18 protein-coding genes and 1 pseudogene are annotated in these 21141 nt (G+C 52.4%); 13 read left to right on the top strand and 6 right to left on the bottom strand.

Annotated features, from left to right (window positions below):
- Positions 1-209: 209 nt before the first annotated feature.
- From CSQ89_RS11775 to CSQ89_RS11790, 4 genes are all read left to right on the top strand, one after another.
- On the top strand, positions 210-935 hold the full coding sequence (locus tag CSQ89_RS11775; RefSeq protein ID WP_099406356.1) for a hypothetical protein: 726 nt from the start codon (positions 210-212) through the stop codon (positions 933-935).
- A 386-nt stretch (positions 936-1321) separates the two neighbouring features.
- On the top strand, positions 1322-1957 hold the full coding sequence (locus CSQ89_RS11780) for a substrate-binding periplasmic protein (protein WP_158228979.1): 636 nt from the start codon (positions 1322-1324) through the stop codon (positions 1955-1957).
- Between the two features lie 258 nt (positions 1958-2215).
- Positions 2216-4171, top strand: a complete 1956-nt coding sequence (locus CSQ89_RS11785) for a methyl-accepting chemotaxis protein (RefSeq protein ID WP_099406358.1) — start codon at positions 2216-2218, stop codon at positions 4169-4171.
- 74 nt (positions 4172-4245) lie between these two features.
- Entirely contained in the window at positions 4246-4599 is a 354-nt protein-coding gene (locus tag CSQ89_RS11790; protein ID WP_099406359.1) for a hypothetical protein, read from the top strand.
- 547 nt (positions 4600-5146) lie between these two features.
- Here CSQ89_RS11790 and CSQ89_RS11795 read toward each other — a convergent pair.
- Positions 5147-5537 (bottom strand): annotated as a pseudogene (locus CSQ89_RS11795) (IS5 family transposase); the annotation flags it as partial.
- Between the two features lie 316 nt (positions 5538-5853).
- On the opposite strand from CSQ89_RS11795, the gene CSQ89_RS11800 reads away from it, so the two are divergent.
- From CSQ89_RS11800 to CSQ89_RS11820, 4 genes are all read left to right on the top strand, one after another.
- Positions 5854-6129: a hypothetical protein gene (locus CSQ89_RS11800; RefSeq protein WP_186293303.1), complete on the top strand. Its 276-nt coding sequence runs from the start codon at positions 5854-5856 to the stop codon at positions 6127-6129.
- A 701-nt stretch (positions 6130-6830) separates the two neighbouring features.
- Positions 6831-7466, top strand: coding sequence for an energy transducer TonB (locus tag CSQ89_RS11810; protein WP_158228980.1), 636 nt, complete (start codon positions 6831-6833; stop codon positions 7464-7466).
- A 111-nt stretch (positions 7467-7577) separates the two neighbouring features.
- Positions 7578-8666 carry a ferrochelatase gene (gene hemH, locus CSQ89_RS11815; protein WP_099406362.1) on the top strand — a complete coding sequence of 363 codons (1089 nt, stop codon included), beginning with the start codon at positions 7578-7580 and terminating at the stop codon, positions 8664-8666.
- A gap of 281 nt (positions 8667-8947) precedes the next feature.
- Positions 8948-9418 (top strand): GyrI-like domain-containing protein, encoded by a 471-nt coding sequence (locus CSQ89_RS11820; protein WP_099406363.1) that lies wholly within the window; start codon positions 8948-8950, stop codon positions 9416-9418.
- Between the two features lie 46 nt (positions 9419-9464).
- On the opposite strand, the gene CSQ89_RS11825 is transcribed toward CSQ89_RS11820, so the two are convergent.
- On the bottom strand, positions 9465-11471 hold the full coding sequence (locus CSQ89_RS11825) for a UvrD-helicase domain-containing protein (RefSeq protein WP_099406377.1): 2007 nt from the start codon (positions 11469-11471) through the stop codon (positions 9465-9467).
- A 239-nt stretch (positions 11472-11710) separates the two neighbouring features.
- Here CSQ89_RS11825 and rpmB point away from each other — a divergent pair, with 239 nt between their 5' ends.
- The 5 genes from rpmB (at position 11711) to acs (ending at position 16813) form a co-directional block, all read left to right on the top strand.
- Positions 11711-11944: a 50S ribosomal protein L28 gene (gene rpmB, locus CSQ89_RS11830; RefSeq protein ID WP_099406364.1), complete on the top strand. Its 234-nt coding sequence runs from the start codon at positions 11711-11713 to the stop codon at positions 11942-11944.
- Between the two features lie 17 nt (positions 11945-11961).
- Positions 11962-12117, top strand: a complete 156-nt coding sequence (gene rpmG / locus CSQ89_RS11835) for a 50S ribosomal protein L33 (RefSeq protein WP_099406365.1) — start codon at positions 11962-11964, stop codon at positions 12115-12117.
- Between the two features lie 88 nt (positions 12118-12205).
- On the top strand, positions 12206-12577 hold the full coding sequence (locus tag CSQ89_RS11840; protein ID WP_099406366.1) for a sirohydrochlorin chelatase: 372 nt from the start codon (positions 12206-12208) through the stop codon (positions 12575-12577).
- 444 nt (positions 12578-13021) lie between these two features.
- On the top strand, positions 13022-14704 hold the full coding sequence (locus CSQ89_RS11845) for an MFS transporter (RefSeq protein WP_099406367.1): 1683 nt from the start codon (positions 13022-13024) through the stop codon (positions 14702-14704).
- Between the two features lie 138 nt (positions 14705-14842).
- Positions 14843-16813: an acetate--CoA ligase gene (acs, locus tag CSQ89_RS11850; RefSeq protein WP_099406368.1), complete on the top strand. Its 1971-nt coding sequence runs from the start codon at positions 14843-14845 to the stop codon at positions 16811-16813.
- A 74-nt stretch (positions 16814-16887) separates the two neighbouring features.
- On the opposite strand, the gene pnp is transcribed toward acs, so the two are convergent.
- The 4 genes from pnp to rbfA form a co-directional block, all read right to left on the bottom strand.
- On the bottom strand, positions 16888-19032 hold the full coding sequence (gene pnp / locus CSQ89_RS11855) for a polyribonucleotide nucleotidyltransferase (protein WP_099406369.1): 2145 nt from the start codon (positions 19030-19032) through the stop codon (positions 16888-16890).
- Between the two features lie 374 nt (positions 19033-19406).
- The gene (rpsO, locus tag CSQ89_RS11860; protein ID WP_099406370.1) at positions 19407-19676 is read right to left on the bottom strand and encodes a 30S ribosomal protein S15; all 270 of its coding nucleotides are present in this window, start codon (positions 19674-19676) and stop codon (positions 19407-19409) included.
- A gap of 96 nt (positions 19677-19772) precedes the next feature.
- Positions 19773-20660 carry a tRNA pseudouridine(55) synthase TruB gene (truB, locus tag CSQ89_RS11865; protein WP_374701341.1) on the bottom strand — a complete coding sequence of 296 codons (888 nt, stop codon included), beginning with the start codon at positions 20658-20660 and terminating at the stop codon, positions 19773-19775.
- A gap of 16 nt (positions 20661-20676) precedes the next feature.
- A complete protein-coding gene (rbfA, locus tag CSQ89_RS11870; protein ID WP_099406372.1) occupies positions 20677-21063 on the bottom strand; it encodes a 30S ribosome-binding factor RbfA in 387 nt (128 codons plus the stop codon).
- Positions 21064-21141: the final 78 nt, after the last annotated feature.

Here is a 21141-nt window from a genome sequence, read left to right on the forward strand (position 1 = left end):
CAGCCTCACAGCTTGCTTGCGCCTTTCGTGCTGTTCTTGCCGCGACAGCTTGCGTCCGTCTTCTTTGTCCATTTCTATCAGTTGGGGGCGGACACCAATAAATCAACCCTTAGTTGCCGGGTGAATAGTCGCGTAAACCTGTGCCACAGTGCCATTTGCTGCAACATGTCAATCCAGGTCATGAAGCACACACACGGCTGAGGAAATCCATGCGCCACTTAAAGACATTCATCACCGCCCTTTCGTTATGCATTGCCCCGCTAGCCCACGCCGGCAAAGCAGCCTATTACCAAGACGCGGCAGCAAGATGGGATGCTACTCGGACACTCCTGACGTTTATGTCTACTACAAACATCAAGTCAAAGCCAACTATGGTAGAAGTCGACTTCGAAAAGCCGGACGCCAAGGCAAAGTGGGTAGATGGCGTTTTAATGCTGGAGCAAGGAACAATAAAACTGGCCTTCAGCAACGACCCCAAGCTGAACATGGGCGTGGCGCCCGAACTTACACAGGCCCCATCGCTACCCATTAAAACCCGATCCCCCTTGTTCGGTCGGCAGTTTCTTAAACAAAGCCGCAGCGAGGAAGGTGAACGGTATCTCACCATTTACAGTAATAAACCTTTGGTTGGCCTCGGCGCGGTTGCCTATAACCGTACAAGCAACAGCTGCGAAACGACACTACCGGCAGAGATCTATAGCGGCCAAGACCTATCCACTGCAACGCAGTTGGAAAACAAGATTAATGCGTTACCTATGAAGAACAAACCAGGGTGCGCCAATCAAACCGGCAAAGTGGATATCATCATAGCTCTCGCCAGTAAACAGCAAGGCAGTGAGAGCGACACCTTCAATTACGCAGTCATCGACCTTGGTAGCCCACAAAAACAAATGTCACTAGACAACCTGTTGTTTTATTTCGCACCACAGCCTTAATTCGCGAGCCTATAGACAGGCTCTTACAGTCACGACTGTGTGTAATTTAAAAAGCCGATGCCGCATTTATTTACGCATCGGCTTTTTTGCTCCTTTCATAGGGACCCACCACTGGCATGCTGCCTCTATGGCAGCGCCCTACCGCAGTCTGATTAGCACCTCCAGTTTCGCTGGGTTCCTCCTCCACCACGCGACCAGCTATAAACAACAGCAAAGCAATTCCATTTTCCAAGGGAGTTGAAATGCAATGCGTTACCAGTCGGCTATGTGCGTTAGGTGGTTTGGTGTGTCTATCGATGGCACGAGCCGACGCAGGTGAACCCGTAAAAATCTCAATTAGCCCTTGGTGCCCTTATATATGCGAGGACAAGGCAGCCCCAGGCGTTTTGGTTGAAGTCACTGCTGCAGCGCTGTTGGCAAAGGATCTGGACAGTAGCTTTACCAGCCTGCCCTGGCTTCGTCTGATGGCGACGATAAAAAGCGGCGCAATGGACGCTGTGTTGGGTATCGCTAAAAGCGACGCACCGGATTTAATCTTTCCCAGCCATTCCATCGGCTTTTACCAACCGTGTTTCTATACCCAGGCCTCGTCGAAATGGGTATACAAAGATGTATCTTCACTCCGGCATGTCCGCCTTAGCGTATTGAAGGGGCAAACTGTCAATGATCAGGAAGTCGATGACTATATTCACGACGAAAGCACCCGTCGTGGTGCCATTGATTTTCTGAGTACCGAAAACTATCTCACACAACACTTTCGAAAACTCGCGCTAGGTCGGGTCGATGTTGTGCTGGACGATGCCCGCGTCGTAAGCCACCACTTGCAACAAACGACGCAAGCAAATCAATTCAAACAAGTAAGTTGCCTCAAGGCTACTCCCATCTGGATAGGCTTTTCCCTTGTGGGTAAACATTCGAAAGCCTATGCAATGGCTTTTGACGAAGGGTTGAATGCAATAAAAAAATCGGGCCAACTCAAACTCATCCTTAAAAAATACGGCATTGAGGAGACTATGTTTTAGCGGAAGTCACATCTTCCTTGCTACTGTACCCACTCTACATAAGATATTGCTTACCCACGCATTGCCCATAGCAAATGCCAGGGCATAACAACGCTTGTTTAATTACCGGATAAACACTACGGTTAAATCGCTGTGCCCGTGCTAATTGAAAACATACGACAAGCATGATGATTCAAATCGCCTTAATGCTTTCACCTATCTACGCCGCAACCAACCTTCATCACCCGAAGAGCCGGTTAAATAAACAAAGGTAGCGAAATGCGCCTGACTGTAGCTACACGCATTGTGGGTGGTTTTCTAGCTGTTTTACTACTCGCGGCAGGCATTGTCGCCGTTGGCCTGATAGGCCTCAGTGACGTCAACAGTAACCTGCATGCCGTAACTGACCGTGCAGCCCCCATGATTGACGCCAGTGCGCGCATGCAGGCGGCAATGCAAGAGGCCAGGGCTGCCGTCATGCTGCACTATCAATCCAGCGTCCTGAGCGAATTGGCGACCAGTGAGAATGAATTTCAGCTCGCCAAAAAACAATATGACGCCGCCTTGCAGGATCTAAACCAACTAGCCGAGGCCGACCCAAATGTCTTGCAAGCACTGAATAGTGCACGCAATGCCAGCACGGCGGTCTTCGACATAGGCCCCAAAGTGCTGAAAGCGCACCGCGATGATTTGGAAAAGGGGCAATTGGTCATTAAACAAAAGCGAGAATTGGGCGACATGAGCGATGAACTTAGCGCCTTGCTAAGTGAGGTGAAAGATCCCAAGGCACAAGCATGGGATAAAGCCACAGGTGACATTTCAAAATCAGTCGTCGCGGCTTTGGACAAGCTCAACCCTTTTGCAGTCATCGCCGCAACCAAGGATATAGAAGCCAAATTTACGGCTACCGATGAATTCGCAACCGCTCTACCCGACAGTGAAAAAGCTGTTGCAGCAGCAACCCGATTTAAAACGGCCGCGATTGGCAAGCAAGGGCTACTCGGGCTTTATGTTGCCCAGTTGCAACTGCGTAAAGATGCCAGCCAGATGCTGCAGGAGGTGGGCAAAGCAAGCAGAAATGCCGGTAACCAACTGGCCATACTGAACAAAGCGGTAAGCGAATTGACATTGGGAGCTAAAGAAGCTGCAGATACCAGTGTGAGTTGGAGCCAACGGCTTCTGCTGGGCTTTGGCATCGTCGCGCTGCTAGTTTCTGTGGTTGTCGCCTACTTGATCAGCAATGCCATCAGCAGCCAACTAAAGCAATTAGCGGGTTCCATGGCCCAAATCGAGCACAGTCTCGACTTTACCCAGCGAGTGCAAGTCAAAGGCAACGACGAAGTCGCCGACACAGCCATATCCTTCAATCATCTAGTAGAGACCGTGCAGGCTGCCCTACGCGATACGCGTGAAGCATCCACCAATATCGCCGCTGTCGCACACAAGCTGCTGAATGCAGCCAACCAAGTGTCAGATGGCTCTGTCAAACAAAGCGAAGCCGCCAGTGCGATGGCCGCTGCGGTAGAACAACTTTCCACCAGCATCAGCCACGTTACCGACAGTGCTAGCAGTGCCCATGAACTGACACACAACGCAGGCAACGGCGCACGCACAGGTGCAGATATCATCACCAACACCGTGCAGGAGATGACTTCGATCTCGGGAGAAATCAGCCGACTCGGTACTTCGGTAGACGAGCTGGGTATTCGTTCCAACGAAATCTCCAGCATTGTGCAGGTCATCAAGGAAGTAGCCGCACAGACAAACCTGTTGGCGCTCAACGCCGCTATCGAAGCCGCTCGCGCTGGCGAACAAGGCCGGGGCTTCGCTGTAGTAGCCGATGAAGTCCGCCAATTGGCCGAGCGCACCACGGGTGCTACCAAAGACATCGTCGAAAAGATCAATGCAATCCAGCAGTCGGTTGATCTGGCAGTAAAGGCCGCGCACACGTCCGTTGGTCAGATGGATAGTGGTGTAGCGCTGGTCAAAAAAGCGGGCAGCGCCATGGAAACCATCACCAGTGGGGCCGATCAGGTAGAAAAAACGGTCTATGCTATTTCGGGTGCGTTGGTGGAACAAAATTCGACAGGCCACCTGATCGCTACCAACGTAGAGCAGATCGCCCAAATGATTGACCAGAATACACAAGCCGCTAGCGATGCCTCTACCCTGGCGCGCGATCTGGAAAGTGTTGTGATGAAACTGGAAGCCAGCATTAGCCGCTTTCGCAATTAACACAGAGAAGCCGAAATTCACCATCGCTCTTGGCTACACAATACATTTACCTCAACGGTAACAAGGAGAACGCAATGAAAGGTGCTACAAGCAAATGGTTACTGGCTACGATCTTAAGCCTATGCGCCGGGGGAGCACAGGCCGGTAACTGTGAACTGGCAGTGACTCGTACTGCTTGTGCCGGCAAAGAGGCCATCAGCTTCAAAAAGTGCGAGGGCAAGCCTTCCTGCACTGAGTTCGTCGAAGCAGCCGACGCCGCTGCCTGTAAGAAAGCAGCGACTGACGCATGCGAAAACAAACGGCTTAACGTCACGAAGTCCAAAGTGATCGGCGCGAAATTTGATGGCGCCGCGCTCAAGACCGACAAAGGCGACACTGACTTTTGCAAAGCCTATCCAAACCGAGCCGAAGAGTTCGACAAGTGCTGACACGTAGGCTGGACTGAGCCTAGACGGATCCGCTTATTTCTATTTACACCAGATAGTAAGCGGATTGGGTATCAAGCAAGCCTATCGAATTACGAAGGTCACAGCCCCCCATTGCAATCCTTGCCCTGGCACTGGAATGTAGTGGTCAAGTATTTTCGGGCACGCCAATCGGTTCTTTTGCAGCCATTTTCTGCTCATAAATCATGGGAGGTAAGTTACCTCGGGCCGAGTGCAAACGCACACTGTTGTAGAAGCCGACTATGTGTATTCTGTGATGTCCTTTTCCGCTTCCCAATGATTCGCATAGTCCCGCTGCCACACCCGCTCCATCACCGTATTGTCCTAGCAATTGCCTTTACGGCTCATGCTAGGCACCAACCCATGTTGACTCCGTAGCGCCTGGTACTCAGCGCTGGCGTATTGACTGCCTTGATCGGAAACCCAGCATTCGGCTTGCGCCCATTCAACGCCATCTGCAATGTGCGGCAAACCAACCCTGCTGGCATTGTTGGGGCCATCGCCCACCTGATGATTTTGCGTGAGTACAAATCCATCACGACCGCCAGATGAATCTTGCATGTATTGCCAGCCCGACTTTTGCCGATGGCTTCAGCATGATCGCTGGCAGCACCGGCACTGTGCTGATGGTCCTTCACATAGGTGCCGTCGATGAATACCCATTCGAAGTCGGGTTCCTCTACCAGGGCTTTGAAAGCTTTGAGCCACTTGCCACCCACTGACCAAGCATTGAAGCGTTTGTAGACGGTGTTCCAGCCGCCAAAAGCACTGGGTAGATCTCGCCATGGGCAGCCCACGCGCATCCGGTAGAGCATTCCCTCAACGGTCATTCGCAGGTCTGGCTTGTGGTAAATGGTTTGCTGAAGCAGAATTTTCTCCAGCTTCGACCAAAGCTCGTCACTGAGCATCAATCGGGGCATAGCAAACCCGCAGGGTGATTGGAATAGGAACCGTAATTCTGCGGGTTTGCTGCTCTTCTTCAATGCACCGAAGACAAAACGTCAACAGCCCCTAGCCAAGCTGGGCATGCCCAATGGGACTGACAAGCCAACAGAACAAATGCTGAAATCATATAAACAAACCCAACAACAAAAAAAGAACACCCCCTATCGATTGGTAAACTGCACTTTTTGCCGCTCAGCAACCGTTCAGCATAACTCACCTAATGTGTGCACCACGGACGGCCGCTGCAGCGTGCAACGGTCGGATCGGAAAACATTTTGAAAGGATCGCACCATGAAGAAGTTGTTTACCGCCCTGATCGCCACCTCCTTTGCAGCCGCCTCGTTCGGGGTAATGGCAGCCGAAACCCCTGCCGCCAAGCCAGTCACACCGGCAGCAGTCCCTGCCCCCGCAGCCAAGCAAGTTGACCCTGTCATGCCCCAACCCACTGAAGTAGCAAAGCCGGCTGAAAAAGCAACAAAATTGGCCGCCAAGAAGCACAAGAAGGCTGAAAAGACTGACGCCAACAAGCATGAAAAAAGTGATGTGAAGACTGATAGCAAGCAATAACCCGCTTTCCCTTCAGCCCAACTTAATGGGGCTGAGCAGCAAGCGATAAAACAACACCGGCTCGGAGCCGGTGTTGTTTTATCTGGATGGCCATCGACTGGCGCAGGCCTGCTGCACAAGGCATGACCCCCTCTAGGACTTGGACTTGTGCCAATAGCTGTACGGTGATTTTCGCTGAAGCTGAGACTGAGTCACGGCTGCTACTGCCTGCAAACCCGGGGCTGGACGAACCACCACCTTTTTTGATGCCGGGCATTTTAAGGAATGACGGAATCCGTCTCTCCGCCTTGGCTGATTGACCGGGGCGGTTCACTCTTTCAACTGAGCAGCATGCAAGAATATTTTTCCTCAAAACAAACAATAGTTCGCAATTGCCGTCTCAACGAATGGCCTCCATTGACGGTCGTCCAGTCAAACGTCTCCACGCCTGGTTAACGGCAACGAGATCCTATTGTTCACCAGCAAGCCATTCGCTAAAGTCGAATACGGAAAAATAACCGTAACAGGTAGAATTATTGCCATGGATCGTTACATCAATTTATACTTATCACCTTATTAAGTCGTTGTAGTAAAAGATATTCCCCAAAAAATCTCTATGAATGGCGCGTAGTCTTGAGTGGCAGAAAGCTACCAGTACCTGCCGTTTTAAGGTGCTGGTCATGGCTTATTTATCCCACTGCAAACTGCGTATGACTTGCGCAATGAGTACCTCGCTGCTGGTCCATCTGGGCTTTCTATTGCTTGCCATTCAGCAAGTCATTCATCTGCAACCCGCCAATCAAAGTGGATCAATCGGTGTGGAGTTCGATTACCGCACGCCATTGATAATGAGCCAACCCGATGCAATAGCTTCCCAAACGCAGCCATTGAAAACCGAGCGGGTTGAGGCATTAGCCGCACCAATCACTCTTAAGCCAGAATCATCCAAGCCTACTGACCCGTTACGCAATACCCAGGCTACCGTGGTAAGTCACCTTGCAAGCCAACAACCGGTAGCGGGTGAATCCATAGAGGAAAGTGATTCCATCATTCAATGGCAGGAGAAACTTCTGCGCATTGGGGAGGTCAACGCACCAACTGATCTTGCTGGGCATGCCTTACAAGGAGAAGTGCGGATACAGTTGGAGGTACGTGCGGATGGCTCTTTGATTAAAGCAGTACTCGTCAATAGCTCCGGTGAAACGTTGTTGGATGAAGCTGCATTGCGCCTAGTGCGAATAGCATCACCCTTTGCCAGGTCAGATGGACGAACTGACCTATCCCAACAAGAATCCGGCAAAACCTATGTGTATGAAACAACTTGGGTCTTTTCTGGGGCCAATGCTGCGCAGCTTTAATTGGAAACCGTAGCTGCTACGCACACTTGATATGCCGTAATATCGCTTGCGCCACCCGGCAGACATCCGGGCTATGATGCCGGTTTTCCGCCAGCTTGCAGGGACCACGCCATGGCTTATCAGACTGAACCCACCTTTCGCCACGACCAGCCCCGCCGAGTCGGTATCCTGCTGATCAATCTTGGTACGCCAGAGGCACCCACCGCGCAAGCGGTGCGGCCCTATCTGAAGCAGTTTCTGTCTGACCCTCGCGTAGTCGAAATTCCTCGGGCGATATGGTGGTTCATCCTTAACGGCATCATCCTTAACACCCGACCAAAGAATTCGGCAGCCAAATACGCCACTATCTGGACTAAAGATGGCTCCCCCTTAGCCATCCATACGCGCCGGCAAGCCAAGCTGCTGCAAGGCTACTTGGGGGATCAAGGACAACCTGTGATGGTGGAATATGCCATGCGCTATGGTCAGCCAAGCATCGCCAGCAAATTGATGGCACTCAAAGAAGCGGGTTGTGACCGTGTGCTGGCCATGCCGCTCTACCCACAATACGCGGCGAGCAGCACAGGCAGCGCAATGGATGCCGTGGCCGATGCCATCAAGGCCCTGCGTAACCCACCCGAACTACGCTTTATCAAGCACTTTCATGATGCCGTTCCCTATATAGAAGCCGTTGCCAAGCGCATTGAGCAGCACTGGGTGCGCCATGGCCGTGGTGACCATTTGCTGATGAGTTTTCACGGTGTGCCGCAATTCAGTTTGGACAAGGGCGACCCCTACCATTGCGAATGCCACACAACCGGACGGCTGCTTGCCGAGCGACTAGGGATACAGGCAAGCCAATATAGCATTGCGTTCCAATCCCGTTTCGGCCGGGCCGAATGGCTAAAGCCCTATACGACAACCCTGCTGCACGCGATGGGTAAGAAGAAAACCGGCAAGCTCGACGTCATCTGTCCTGGCTTTGTGGCCGACTGCTTGGAAACGCTCGAAGAAATTGCGTTGGAAGGCAAGGCTGACTTTTTGGCAGCTGGCGGCGGTGATTACCGTTACATACCAGCCCTGAATGCCGAACCCGATTGGATCGTCGCACTCTCCAAGATCATCACACCCCATTTGGGAGGATGGCAGATACAACCAGAAGACGGGGCCATGATCAAGGCTCGAAAAACCAGAGCCAAGGCCATGGGGGCTAATAGCTAAGAACCTGTTCACCATCTTACTGCGCAGCCGCATCAAGGCTCATATGCTGTTCGACAGCCCACCGCAAGGAGGACGCCGAAACGCTACGGTACAACGCTCCAAGAAGTTCGCAGCCTCATGGCCCACGTACATTCCGGTTCCTGCTCTGCGCTTCACCCTGATAACAGCTGCTCGTGACAGATCGAAAACAGGTTCTAAACAAAGCGGCTCTACCTCCTGACACCAAGCTGTCAGGAGGGGTCGCGCAACATGGCGTCTCCTAACCACTTAGCGAGATAACCATGTCTGCATCACCCCATTTTCTTCCTGCAGTACCAAGCTTTGGTGTCACTGGTTTACGTGTTCGTACCTGCAACGACGATGAGATGAAACCCGAACTGGCCCGTATTCCTGGGCTGTGGGAACGCGTGCTTTCAGCCGGGCTACTGCAAACAGATAAGCCAGTATTTGCGGTTTACTCTGGATATGAGTCCGACCATACGGGTACCTATGATTTGACGGTGGGCACGTCCTCCTTGGCACCTCACCTCAGCCTTGCCACCACCGAAATACCTACCCAGGGCTATCTGGTATTCGAAGCACAAGCTGAATCCGCCGAAGCTTTACATAGCGCAGTATTCGCGGCGTGGCAGCAGGTCTGGCGCTTTTTTGGCCAATCTACCGAATGGCGTCGCAGCTACAGCGCTGACTTTGAACGCTACGATGAGACGCTATCGGCAACATTGCACATTGCAGTGGAGAGATGTGGATAGCATCACTCAGTAAATAAGTAATCCAAGCGGCAAGATCGCTCGGCTTTCACACGCCGGGCTTGGCACCCAGACCCGCCAACAGATTCGCCAGCTTGGCTTTACCCTCTTCCTTGGTGACAGCCACATTCTTATAGCTCGCCAAGCGGCCACTGATGCGGATTTCTTCTGCAGGTAATTCAAGCAAGAAGCGCGAGGGCTCCGTAATTTGCCATTCACCGGCGCGCTTACGTTTGCCACAGTAGCTGATGGTTAAGCCGCGCTGGGCACGCGTAATACCCACATACATCAAGCGCCGCTCCTCTTCGACCATACCGCTATCAATTGATTGTTGATGGGGCAGAATCCCCTCCTCGCAACCAATCAAGAACACATGTGGATACTCCAGCCCCTTGGAAGCATGCAGCGTTGACATACGTACTGCATCAGGCGCTTCATCATTACGCCCCTCCAGCAATGTAATCAATGCAATCTTCTGAGCCATGTCGATCAGGTTGTCACCATTCTCTTCAGCGCGCTTGTCGAACCAAGCCGCCAGCTCCTGCACATTCTTCCACCGTGCCTCGGCAGGACGGGGCTCGTCGCTCTCGTATAGCCAAGTTTCGTAGTCGATGGCTGCCAGCATTTCACGCAACAGTGCACCCGCAGGCTCGTGGGTAGCGCGCCCTTGCAAACGCTGAATAAATGCACAGAATATCTGTAACGCTTCGTATTGCGCCGACTGAACCATCGCCTCCAAGCTCGGCATTTGCACCGCTTCGAATAAGCTGATTTTTCGATCCGCCGCCAAACCACCCAGCTTTTCCAACGTGACATTGCCGACACCACGTTTGGGCGTGGTCACCGCACGAATAAACGCAGGGTCATCCTTTTCATTGGCAATCAGACGCAGATAACCCAGCACGTCCTTGATTTCGGCTTTGTCGAAGAAGCTTTGCCCACCAGACATCTGGTACGGAATCTTATGATTACGCAATTGGCCTTCGATAATCCGGGCCTGATGATTACCGCGGTACAATACCGCGTAGTCACTGAATTTGGTGCGGTTCTCGAATTTATGGGCCAGTAAGCGCATTGCCACCATCTCGGCTTCATGCTCTTCATCTTTCATTTCCACGACGGAAATTGGATCGCCAATACCCAACTCACTCCACAGCTGTTTTTCGAACAGCTTTGGATTGTTGCCAATCACGGCATTGGCAGCCTTGAGTATCCGTGAAGTAGAACGATAGTTCTGCTCTAGCTTAATGACTTCCAGCCGCGGGAAATCCTGCTTAAGCAGCGCTAGGTTTTCCACATTGGCACCACGCCAAGCATAGATAGATTGATCATCATCACCCACGGCCGTGAATTTGCCGTGTAAGTGGGTTAGCTGCTTAACCAACCGGTATTGGCAAACATTGGTGTCCTGGTATTCATCGATCAACAGATAACGCAGACGTAGCTGCCATTTGGTCAGAATATCCACTTCCCGATCAAACAGTTCCACAGGCAAGCGAATCAAGTCATCAAAATCAACGGCCTGATAGGCAAAGAGTGTGCTCTGATAGGCAGCGTAGGCTCGCGCAATGCGCAACTCCCCGTCGCTTTGGGCATTCATCAAGGCAACTTCCGGACTCATGAAGTCGTTCTTCAACCGAGAGATAGTGCCTACCGTGGCACGAATTTCATCTTTATCCGTTGTGCCAATGATGTCCGAAACAATCTTCATTGCATCGGCCGCATCCAGGATTGAAAAACGTGGCTTATAGCCAAGTGCGGCGTGTTCGGTACGAATTATCTGCAAGCCCAGTGAATGGAAGGTTGAAACAATAAGACCCTTCGAGCGGGCTGGGTCCATGATTCCATGCACCCGTTCCTGCATCTCACGCGCAGCCTTGTTGGTAAAGGTGATTGCAGCAATATGACGCGCTTCGTAACCAGCGTGCTCAACCATATAGGCAATCTTCTGCGTAATCACCCGCGTCTTGCCTGAACCTGCACCGGCCAGCACAAGCAGCGGCCCGTCCAAATGGCGTACCGCAGCTTGTTGAGGAGAATTGAGGGTGTGCAGCATGATCTTCACTAAGGCAAAACAGCCTGATACTTTAGCATGACGCTATGGACACCCCTGCGCTGACAAGATCGCTAAACATCTGGCGTACAAACAAAATCCGCCGGGCAGGCATTTGACACAGGCCCGCCAAATCGATAACATGCGCCCTCTTTGCGTTTCCACGCGTGTTGTGGCCGGCTGACTTCATCGCCACACAGCAAGCTTTTCGAACACCATTTTAGAATCAGTGGGAGTCCAACATGGCTCGTGTATGCATGATCACCGGCAAGCGCCCGATGGTCGGGAACAATGTTTCCCACGCCAACAACAAAACCAAGCGTCGTTTCCTGCCCAACCTGCAATACCGCAAGTTTTGGGTTGAAAGCGAAAACCGTTGGGTGCGCCTGCGCATCTCCAACGCAGCCCTGCGCACCATCGACAAACTCGGCATCGACGTCGTGCTGGCCGATCTTCGCGCCCGTGGCGAAGCCTAATCCGGGAGCAATGAATCATGCGTGAAAAGATCAAACTGGAATCGACCGCTGGTACAGGTCACTTCTACACTACAACCAAAAACAAGCGCACCATGCCTGGAAAGATGGAGATCAAGAAGTTTGATCCTGTCGTCCGTAAGCACGTTGCCTACAAAGAAACCAAGCTGAAATAAGCTGTTGGTTTACTTGGTAAGTTGTAGTCGCAAACCCCCGTTGCATACGGGGGTTTTGTTTTTTGTGTATCTACGGCAGCATTAGCTCATGAGCCAAGCAACACGCGCTGTCATTCTATTTGCCCACGGTGCCCGAGACCCTCAATGGGCCGAGCCATTCCTGCAACTTGCTGGCCAGGTGCAGCAAAAACTCCCAGGCAGCATCGTCGCGCTCGCCTTTCTAGAGCTGATGACACCTAGCCTTACAGACTGCGCAACCCAGCTCGCAGAACAAGGGGTTAGCGAAGTCATCATCGTCCCTGCCTTTATGGCACGAGGCGCGCATCTACGCAGAGATCTGCCGGTACTGGTGGAGAAGTTGGTCCAGCAATTCCCTCACATACAGTTTCGAGTCACCGCCGCACTTGGTGAAGCCGAACCCGTACTGGCCGCAATGGCCGACTGGGTTACCCGGCAGTAAGCCAGCAAAATAGCCTCCAGCCAACGTTTCCCGCATGTCACGTCGCACCTGTAAACAATGCAACGTGCAGAATTACAACAATCCAGAGCAATTGCCCCACTTCCATGCCCGCGCAGCGTGGAGAATATTCGCAGCTGTTTAATTTCCATTTATCCTTCTTTACCCAGTCCTGCTGGTGGACTAGCGTGATTACCACCGCGGCATTCAGCAAGGCATCCCTTCAGTCAACGCCTTTCCAACCAGCCAATGTATCCGTAAGTCTTCTGTTCGCGCACAACAAATCATGAGTGCAACTCCCGGCTAAACGTCGCGTTGGCGTAACACGCATCACTTTGTCGGCAAACTCCGGCCTCCTCAAAAAGGACAAGTGACACAAACCCAGCAACCATACGTATCAAAAAAATCCAAGGGTGCAAAGCCCATTCGAGTACGGAGGAAATATTCATGAATAGTTTGACAAACACCACCGCTGGGGTCTCCATGCCCGCCAGACCCATGACCAAGGAGGAACGCAAAGTCATCTTTGCCTCTTCGCTTGGCACAGTCTTCGAATGGTATGACTTCTACCTATATGGCTCACTTGCCGCCATTATCGCCTCACACTTCTTTGCCGGTGTTAACGACACCACCGCTTTTATCTTTGCCCTGATGGCATTTGCCGCAGGTTTCGCGGTACGTCCCTTTGGTGCACTTGTTTTTGGCCGTCTTGGCGACATGATTGGCCGTAAGTACACCTTTCTGATCACCATTTTGATCATGGGGCTTTCCACCGCTATCGTCGGTCTGCTGCCTAGCTATGCCACCATCGGTATTTCAGCCCCCATCATTCTGATTATTCTGCGATTGCTGCAAGGTCTAGCGCTTGGTGGCGAATACGGCGGTGCGGCAACCTATGTGGCTGAGCACGCCCCCCACGGTAAACGTGGCCTCTATACGAGCTTCATCCAAACAACCGCCACAATGGGCTTGTTCCTGTCCTTGCTCGTCATCTGGACTTGTCGCAACAGCCTGGGTACCGATGCCTTCAAAGAGTGGGGATGGCGTATACCATTTCTCATTTCATTAGTCATGCTGGCGGTTTCGGTTTACATCCGGATGCAGCTCAATGAATCTCCCGCCTTCAAGAAGATGAAGGAAGAAGGCAAACACTCCAAAGCCCCTTTGACAGAGTCATTTCTACGCTGGCCCAACCTTCGCGTCGTTCTGTTGTCGTTATTCGGTGGTACGGCAGGCCAAGCCGTGGTTTGGTACACCGGCCAGTTCTACGCCTTGTTCTTCCTCACCAAAACCCTGGGGGTAGAAGCCGACCGAGCCGACTTACTGATCGCGATCTCACTGGCCATTGCTACGCCCGGCTTTATTCTTTTTGGTGCACTGTCCGACAAAATAGGCCGGAAAAAGATCATCATGGCCGGCTGCTTTATCGCAGCCATCAGTTACTTCCCCATTTTCAAGGCGCTAACCCATTACGCCAACCCCGCACTGGAAGCCGCCGTCGCCAACGCTCCCGTCAAAGTGATTGCCGATCCGGCAAAGTGTACATTCCAGTTCGATCCTATCGGCAAAGCCAGCTTCAAGCAGTCTTGCGACATTATCAAGTCCACCCTGGCCAAGAAAGGCATACCATATAGCAACGCAGCAGCGCCCGCGGGCACAGTTGCTTCCGTCAGCATTGGCAACATTGTCTTATCGAGTTTCGAAGGCGAAGCGTTGGCCAAGGACGCATTCAAGAGACAAGCTGATGTATTCAATAAGTCGCTTGGGGAAGCGCTCAAGGGTGCGGGCTACCCAGCCAAGTCCGATCTTAGCCAAATGAATACACCGATGGTGATCGTACTTCTGACGATATTGGTCCTATTGGTCACCATGGTGTATGGCCCCATCGCCGCCTGGCTGGTTGAGTTATTCCCAACCAAGATCCGCTACACCTCCATGTCACTGCCTTATCACATTGGCAACGGCTGGTTCGGCGGCTTTCTGCCTACCGTCGCCTTCGCCATGGTCGCAGCCACCGGGGATATCTACTACGGCCTTTGGTACCCCATCGGTTTTGCCATCATGACTTTCGTCGTGGGCACACTATTCGCCCCAGAAACGAAAGACCGCGACATCTATGCCAATGATTAACCGATACAACGGCATAAGGTTTACGTAAAGTAGTTCAGCCACGAGGAACGGGGCCCGCATGAGGCCCTACCTCAGCCTCGTAGCAATGCTTCCGCCCATTCGCATCAACCAAGGCAATATCAAAATAAAGGAGCGTTCATGTCCACGATTGATTCCATTCTTAAGGAAACGCGTGTATTTCCCCCTTCTGACGATTTCCGGCGTAGCGCCACTATTTCAGGCATGGATACCTATAAGGGACTATGCGAGCAGGCTGGCGGTGACTACTTGGCCTTCTGGGGAAGCCTGGCGCGCGAATTGATTACGTGGCAGAAGCCCTTCTCTCGTGTACTGGATGACACAAATGCTCCCTTCTTTAAATGGTTCGACGATGGCGTCCTAAACGTCAGTTACAACTGTCTTGATCGACACTTACCCCAAAACGCCAACAAAACTGCCATTATTTTCGAAGCTGATGATGGGGCCGTCACCCGCGTAACCTATGCCGAACTACATCGCCGCGTATGCCAATTTGCCAATGGCCTGCGGTCGCTCGGCGTTGCAAGAGGTGAACGCGTCGTCATCTACATGCCCATGAGTATCGAGGCAGTAGTTGCCATGCAAGCCTGCGCACGCATTGGAGCAATCCATTCGGTTGTATTCGGTGGGTTTTCTGCCAAATCGGTACAAGAGCGCATTGTCGATGCCGGCGCAGTGGCCGTCATCACAGCCAACGAGGGCATGCGTGGCGGGAAAGCAATACCATTAAAAACCGTCGTCGACGATGCCTACGCCTTAGGTAACTGCAGCACAATCAAACATACCATCGTCTACCAACGTACCAGCAACGGCACCAGCCAATGGCAAGAAGGCCGTGATATCTGGTGGCACAAACTGACTGAAGGACAGGCAGAGAACTGCGAAACGGAATGGATGGGTGCAGACGATCCTCTTTTCATTCTCTATACCTCCGGTTCAACCGGCAAACCCAAGGGTATTCAGCATTCCAGCGCCGGCTATCTACTTGGCGCAATGAACTCCTTCCGCTGGGTGTTTGATATCAAACCGGACGATGTGTTTTGGTGTACGGCTGACGTAGGCTGGATCACTGGCCATAGCTATGTTTGCTATGGGCCATTGGGTATGGCTGCAACACAAGTCATCTTTGAGGGGGTACCCACCTACCCCGATGCACACCGTTTCTGGCAGATGATCGAGCGACACAAAGTCAGTATCTTCTACACAGCACCAACCGCTATCCGCTCGCTCATCAAGTTGGGAGCAGATTTCCCCAAGCACCACGACTTATCAAGCCTGCGCCTTTTGGGCACAGTCGGCGAACCCATCAACCCCGAAGCCTGGATCTGGTACCACGAAGTCGTCGGCAAGGGTCGCTGCCCTATCGTCGACACCTGGTGGCAAACCGAAACAGGTTCAATCATGATCTCCCCGCTACCCGGCGCTGTAGCGACCAAACCGGGTTCCTGCACCTTGCCGCTGCCGGGTGTGATTGCGGATATCGTTGATGAATCCGGCGCAACGGTCGAACCTGGCAAGGGTGGCATGCTGGTCATCAAAAAGCCCTTCCCCAGCTTGGTACGTACAATTTGGGGCGACCCGGAGCGCTTCAAGAAAACCTATTTCCCAGAAGAGTTCAATGGCAAGTATTACTTGGCCGGGGACTCCGCCAATCGGGATGAGCACGGCTATTTCTGGATCATGGGGCGTATTGACGATGTACTGAATGTATCGGGTCATCGCCTGGGCACCATGGAAATCGAGTCCGCCCTAGTTGCCAACCCCTTGGTTGCCGAAGCCGCCGTGGTCGGCAAACCGCACGAAATCAAAGGCGAAGCGGTGGTTGCCTTTGTCGTGCTAAAGGGTCCACGGCCCAGCGGAGAGGACGCCAAGAAGATGGTAGAGCAACTCAAGAACTGGGTGGCTCAGGAGATTGGCAAGATCGCCCAGCCAGACGATATTCGCTTTGGTGACAACTTACCCAAAACACGGTCGGGCAAAATCATGCGCCGGTTATTACGGGCCATTGCCCGAGGTGAAAAAATCACTCAGGACACTTCTACTTTGGAGAATCCTGCCATCTTGCAACAGCTCCAAGAACCAGCAGCTTAAGCAATACCCCCGACCGGCAGCACATAAAGAAAAACCCGGCCAGAACCGGGTTTTTCTTTTACTTTGCCAACCAATCAGGCTTCGCTATCAACCGGTGTTGCTACTGGTGCAACGGGTGCAGCCTCTTCGGCCAAAACAGCCTTAATAGAGAGGCGAACGCGGCCTTTATCATCCTGCTCCAGCGCTTTCACACGAACAATCTGGCCTTCCTTCAGGTAGTCAGCCACATTGTTGACACGCTCATTGGCGATCTGGCTTACATGCACCAAGCCATCCTTACCCGGCATGATTTGCACAATAGCGCCGACATTCTTGTCGAGAATCTTAACCACCGGACCTTCATAGATCTTGCCGATCTCGATTTCAGCAGTGATTTCGGCAATGCGGCGCTTGGCTTCATCAGCACCATCGCTGGAAACCGACGCAATCGTGATCGTGCCATCTTCGCCGATATCGATCTGGGTGCCGGTTTCTTCAGTCAGTGCACGAATCACAGCACCGCCCTTGCCGATCACATCACGAATCTTCTCCGGATTGATCTTCATGGTGTAAAGACGCGGCGCATGTTGCGACACTTCCTCACGGGCGTGGTCCAACGATCCCTTCATAATATTCAAGATATGCAGGCGGCCTTCCTGGGCTTGGTCCAAAGCCACGCGCATGATTTCCTTGGTGATGCCCTGGATCTTGATATCCATCTGCAAGGCAGTCACGCCGTTCTCAGTACCAGCTACCTTAAAGTCCATATCGCCAAGATGATCTTCATCACCAAGGATATCGGACAGCACAGCAAAACGGTTGCCTTCCAAAATCAGGCCCATGGCGATACCGGCAACGTGTGACTTCAGCGGCACACCTGCATCCATCAACGCCAAGCTACCACCGCAAACCGATGCCATCGAGGACGAACCATTCGACTCAGTGATTTCCGAAACAACACGCATCGAGTAGCTGAAGTCTTCCTTCTTCGGCAACACCGCAACCAATGCCCGCTTAGCCAAACGACCATGACCAATCTCACGGCGTTTTGGCGTACCTACACGGCCTGTTTCACCAGTCGAGTAAGGAGGGAAGTTGTAATGCAGCATGAAGCGATCGGTGTATTCACCCATCAGGGCATCGATCTTCTGCTCATCCAGCTTAGTGCCCAGAGTAGCCACCACCAAACCTTGGGTCTCACCACGTGTAAACAGCGCCGAGCCATGGGTACGCGGCAACACGCCGGTACGCACTTCAATCGGGCGAACGGTGCGCGTATCACGACCGTCGATACGTGGATAACCGTCCAGAATCTGGTTACGCACGATCTTGGCTTCCAGACCATGGAAGATATCCTTGATCTGGTTGGCACGAACCGTATCGGTTTCTTCAGTAATCAACGCAGCCTTGACCTTGGCCCAGGTATCGTTGATCTGCACCACACGCGATTGCTTTTGCGGAATGCGGAAGGCCAGTTTCAGGCCTTCGTTGGCCAACTCGCTCACCTGGGCAATCAGGGCTTCGTCAGCCGCAGGCTCTTGCCAATCCCAGACTTCAGGATTCACAGCATCGGCAAGCTCATTGATAGCCTTGATGACAGCCTGCATTTGCTCATGGCCAAATACCACTGCGCCCAACATGACGGTTTCGGACAGCTCTTGTGCTTCCGATTCCACCATCAATACGGCCTTGGCAGTACCCGCCACCACCAGGTCCAACTGGGAAGTAGCTAGTTCGGCCTTGGTCGGATTAAGCAGGTATTCACCATTGGCATAACCGACGCGGGCCGCGCCGATGGGCCCTTGGAACGGCAAGCCGGAGATAGCCAACGCAGCGGATGCGCCGATCACAGCGGCAATATCCGGATCAATCTCAGGATCAACTGACATCACGGTAGCAACGATTTGGATTTCGTTGTAGAAAGCTTCTGGGAACAGCGGGCGAATCGGGCGATCAATCAGACGTGAAGTCAGAATTTCTTTTTCAGAAGGACGACCTTCGCGCTTGAAGAAGCCACCAGGAATCTTACCGGCAGCGTAAGTACGTTCTTGGTAATCAACGGTCAGGGGGAAAAAATCCTGGCCGGGTTTGACATTCTTAGCGCCCACCACGGTAACCAGCACCACGGTGTCATCCATCGACACCATCACGGCACCAGAGGCCTGACGGGCGATTTCACCAGTTTGAAGTGTAACGGTGTGCTTGCCATAGGCAAACGATTTGGAGATGCGATTGAACACGCTTTTCTTCCTTTTCAACGGGCCATGCTCAGCTAGATGACCCTCTTCCACCGACGCACTGAGCACGGTCCGCAGACCGACGTCGGGGTTCCAGCCAACTTGCTAGCCATCAGGCGTGGCCGGAACCACTTCACGCCCAACAGAATTTGAATTCTTTACTCACCACCTGCTAGCTACAGCATCGTTTTTGCTAGGGATATCCCGCACTCGGCATCTAAAACACCAAGCAAAGAATCACAATAGGACAACTAATTACCAGCACCAGCTTTTGTCGCAGCAATTGTGAAAAATCAAAATCATTTCAACGCCATTGGCAAATACAGACGCCAGAAATGCAAAAAGCCGCTGCGACGCAGCGGCTTTTCTTGAAACGCTTACTTACGCAGACCCAGCTTGGCGATCAAATCGCGATAGCCATCCAGATTGGTGCGCTTGTAATAGGCCAGCAGCTTACGGCGCTGATTGACCATCTTCAACAAACCGCGGCGGCTGTGGTTGTCTTTGGCATTTGCCTTGAAGTGATCAGTCAAACCGTTAATACGTGCAGTCAGCAAAGCCACTTGCACTTCGGTAGAACCAGTGTCGCCGGCAGCGCGCTGGTACTGTTTAACGATCTCAGCTTTTTGTTCGACAGAAATTGCCATTTTTACTACTCCAGATACAAAAGCACACAATGGTGCAGACGAGCCAAGCTAGTCAGTTTAAACACCAACCCCTCCAGGCTTCTAATTAACTACTTATCAGCTGTGTACAACAGTTGAAAGCAGTCGACGCGGATACAGAACATGATCAGTTAATGCAGCCAAACCTAGAAAACTCGGCTTACATTCACCCGTGTCTCCATATACGCGTAAGCTGTCGATTATCCCATCCCCGGAGGGAAAACGCACGGACAATCCGTGGGTTAGCTTATCCGTCTCCATTGCATCCAGCGTCACTGCCGGCAAATCGGCCACCAAACTGTCGGTTGGTAACAACCGGGCATCTCTCTGGGCTAATTCCATTGCCTCAAAGTCCGGTAGGGACAAAGCATCTTCAAGGCGAAACCCCGCCGTTGCCGTGCGCCGCAAACCCGTAAGGTGAGCACCGCACCCCAAACGCTCGCCAATGTCTTCAGACAAGGTGCGGATGTAGGTGCCCTTGCTGCAACGGACATCTAAAACCAAATTCTCACCATCAAAACCCAATACATCGATCGCGTAGATAGTGATTCGTCGGGCAGCGCGTGGGATGGTGATACCAGCACGGGCGTATTCATACAACGGCCGGCCTTCATGCTTTAGCGCGGAATACATGGGCGGCACTTGGTCATATTCGCCCATGAAGTGCTGAATAGCCGCATCAACCTGATGTCTGCCAACCTGGACTTGGCAGGTCAGCAGTACCTCCCCTTCCAAATCTCCGGTAGTCGTGGTCGACCCCAGCCTCAGACTAGCCGTGTAGCGCTTATCCGCATCCAACATGCGCTGGGCAAACTTAGTTGCATCACCAAAGCAAAGGGGTAACAAACCCGTCGCCAACGGGTCGAGCACCCCAGTGTGTCCACCCTTTTCTGCTTGCAATAACCACTTACATTTCTGCAATGCTTGATTGCTGGATGCGCCATAGGGCTTGTCAAACAACAACACCCCATGGACTGGCCGCTTAATCCTTTTTGTCTGCGTCTGTTTCATCGTCTGGCGGTACCGTAGTCTGCATGGCTTGGTCGATCAGCTTGTCCAATGACATCCCGTACTCAACCGAACGGTCATACACAAAATGTAACTCCGGCATCTTGAACAACTTAATACGTTTGGAAAGCTCGTTACGCAGCCAGCCAGATGAACGATTCAACGTGTATTCGGTTTCTTGTTCATCGCCCTTCATCAAGGTGTAGAACACCTTGGCGTGACTCATGTCGCGCGTCACTTCAACGCCCGTCAAGGTCACCATGCCAATACGAGGGTCCTTCAATTCAAGCCGAATCAATTCGGCCAATTCACGCTGCATTTGCTGGGCAACGCGGTCAGAACGGGTAAAGTCTTTAGCCATGATCTCGTGAGGAGTAAGGCGTGAGGAGTGAGGCGCTGCAACTCACGCATAGTTGAACGTAAAAGTACAACAGGCGCA

It is taken from the genome of Chitinimonas sp. BJB300 (assembly GCF_002735695.1).
Lineage (GTDB): Bacteria > Pseudomonadota > Gammaproteobacteria > Burkholderiales > Chitinimonadaceae > Chitinimonas.

What these genes read in the sequence shown, in the direction of transcription:
- CSQ89_RS11775 (WP_099406356.1), top strand. Translation starts at nt 210, where the DNA reads ATGCGCCACTTAAAGACATTCATCACCGCCCTTTCGTTATGCATTGCC.
- CSQ89_RS11785 (WP_099406358.1), top strand. Translation starts at nt 2,216, where the DNA reads ATGCGCCTGACTGTAGCTACACGCATTGTGGGTGGTTTTCTAGCTGTT.
- CSQ89_RS11790 (WP_099406359.1), top strand. Translation starts at nt 4,246, where the DNA reads ATGAAAGGTGCTACAAGCAAATGGTTACTGGCTACGATCTTAAGCCTA.
- CSQ89_RS11800 (WP_186293303.1), top strand. Translation starts at nt 5,854, where the DNA reads ATGAAGAAGTTGTTTACCGCCCTGATCGCCACCTCCTTTGCAGCCGCC.
- CSQ89_RS11810 (WP_158228980.1), top strand. Translation starts at nt 6,831, where the DNA reads ATGAGTACCTCGCTGCTGGTCCATCTGGGCTTTCTATTGCTTGCCATT.
- hemH (WP_099406362.1), top strand. Translation starts at nt 7,578, where the DNA reads ATGGCTTATCAGACTGAACCCACCTTTCGCCACGACCAGCCCCGCCGA.
- CSQ89_RS11820 (WP_099406363.1), top strand. Translation starts at nt 8,948, where the DNA reads ATGTCTGCATCACCCCATTTTCTTCCTGCAGTACCAAGCTTTGGTGTC.
- CSQ89_RS11825 (WP_099406377.1), bottom strand. Translation starts at nt 11,471, where the DNA reads ATGCTGCACACCCTCAATTCTCCTCAACAAGCTGCGGTACGCCATTTG.
- rpmB (WP_099406364.1), top strand. Translation starts at nt 11,711, where the DNA reads ATGGCTCGTGTATGCATGATCACCGGCAAGCGCCCGATGGTCGGGAAC.
- rpmG (WP_099406365.1), top strand. Translation starts at nt 11,962, where the DNA reads ATGCGTGAAAAGATCAAACTGGAATCGACCGCTGGTACAGGTCACTTC.
- CSQ89_RS11840 (WP_099406366.1), top strand. Translation starts at nt 12,206, where the DNA reads ATGAGCCAAGCAACACGCGCTGTCATTCTATTTGCCCACGGTGCCCGA.
- CSQ89_RS11845 (WP_099406367.1), top strand. Translation starts at nt 13,022, where the DNA reads ATGAATAGTTTGACAAACACCACCGCTGGGGTCTCCATGCCCGCCAGA.
- acs (WP_099406368.1), top strand. Translation starts at nt 14,843, where the DNA reads ATGTCCACGATTGATTCCATTCTTAAGGAAACGCGTGTATTTCCCCCT.
- rpsO (WP_099406370.1), bottom strand. Translation starts at nt 19,676, where the DNA reads ATGGCAATTTCTGTCGAACAAAAAGCTGAGATCGTTAAACAGTACCAG.
- rbfA (WP_099406372.1), bottom strand. Translation starts at nt 21,063, where the DNA reads ATGGCTAAAGACTTTACCCGTTCTGACCGCGTTGCCCAGCAAATGCAG.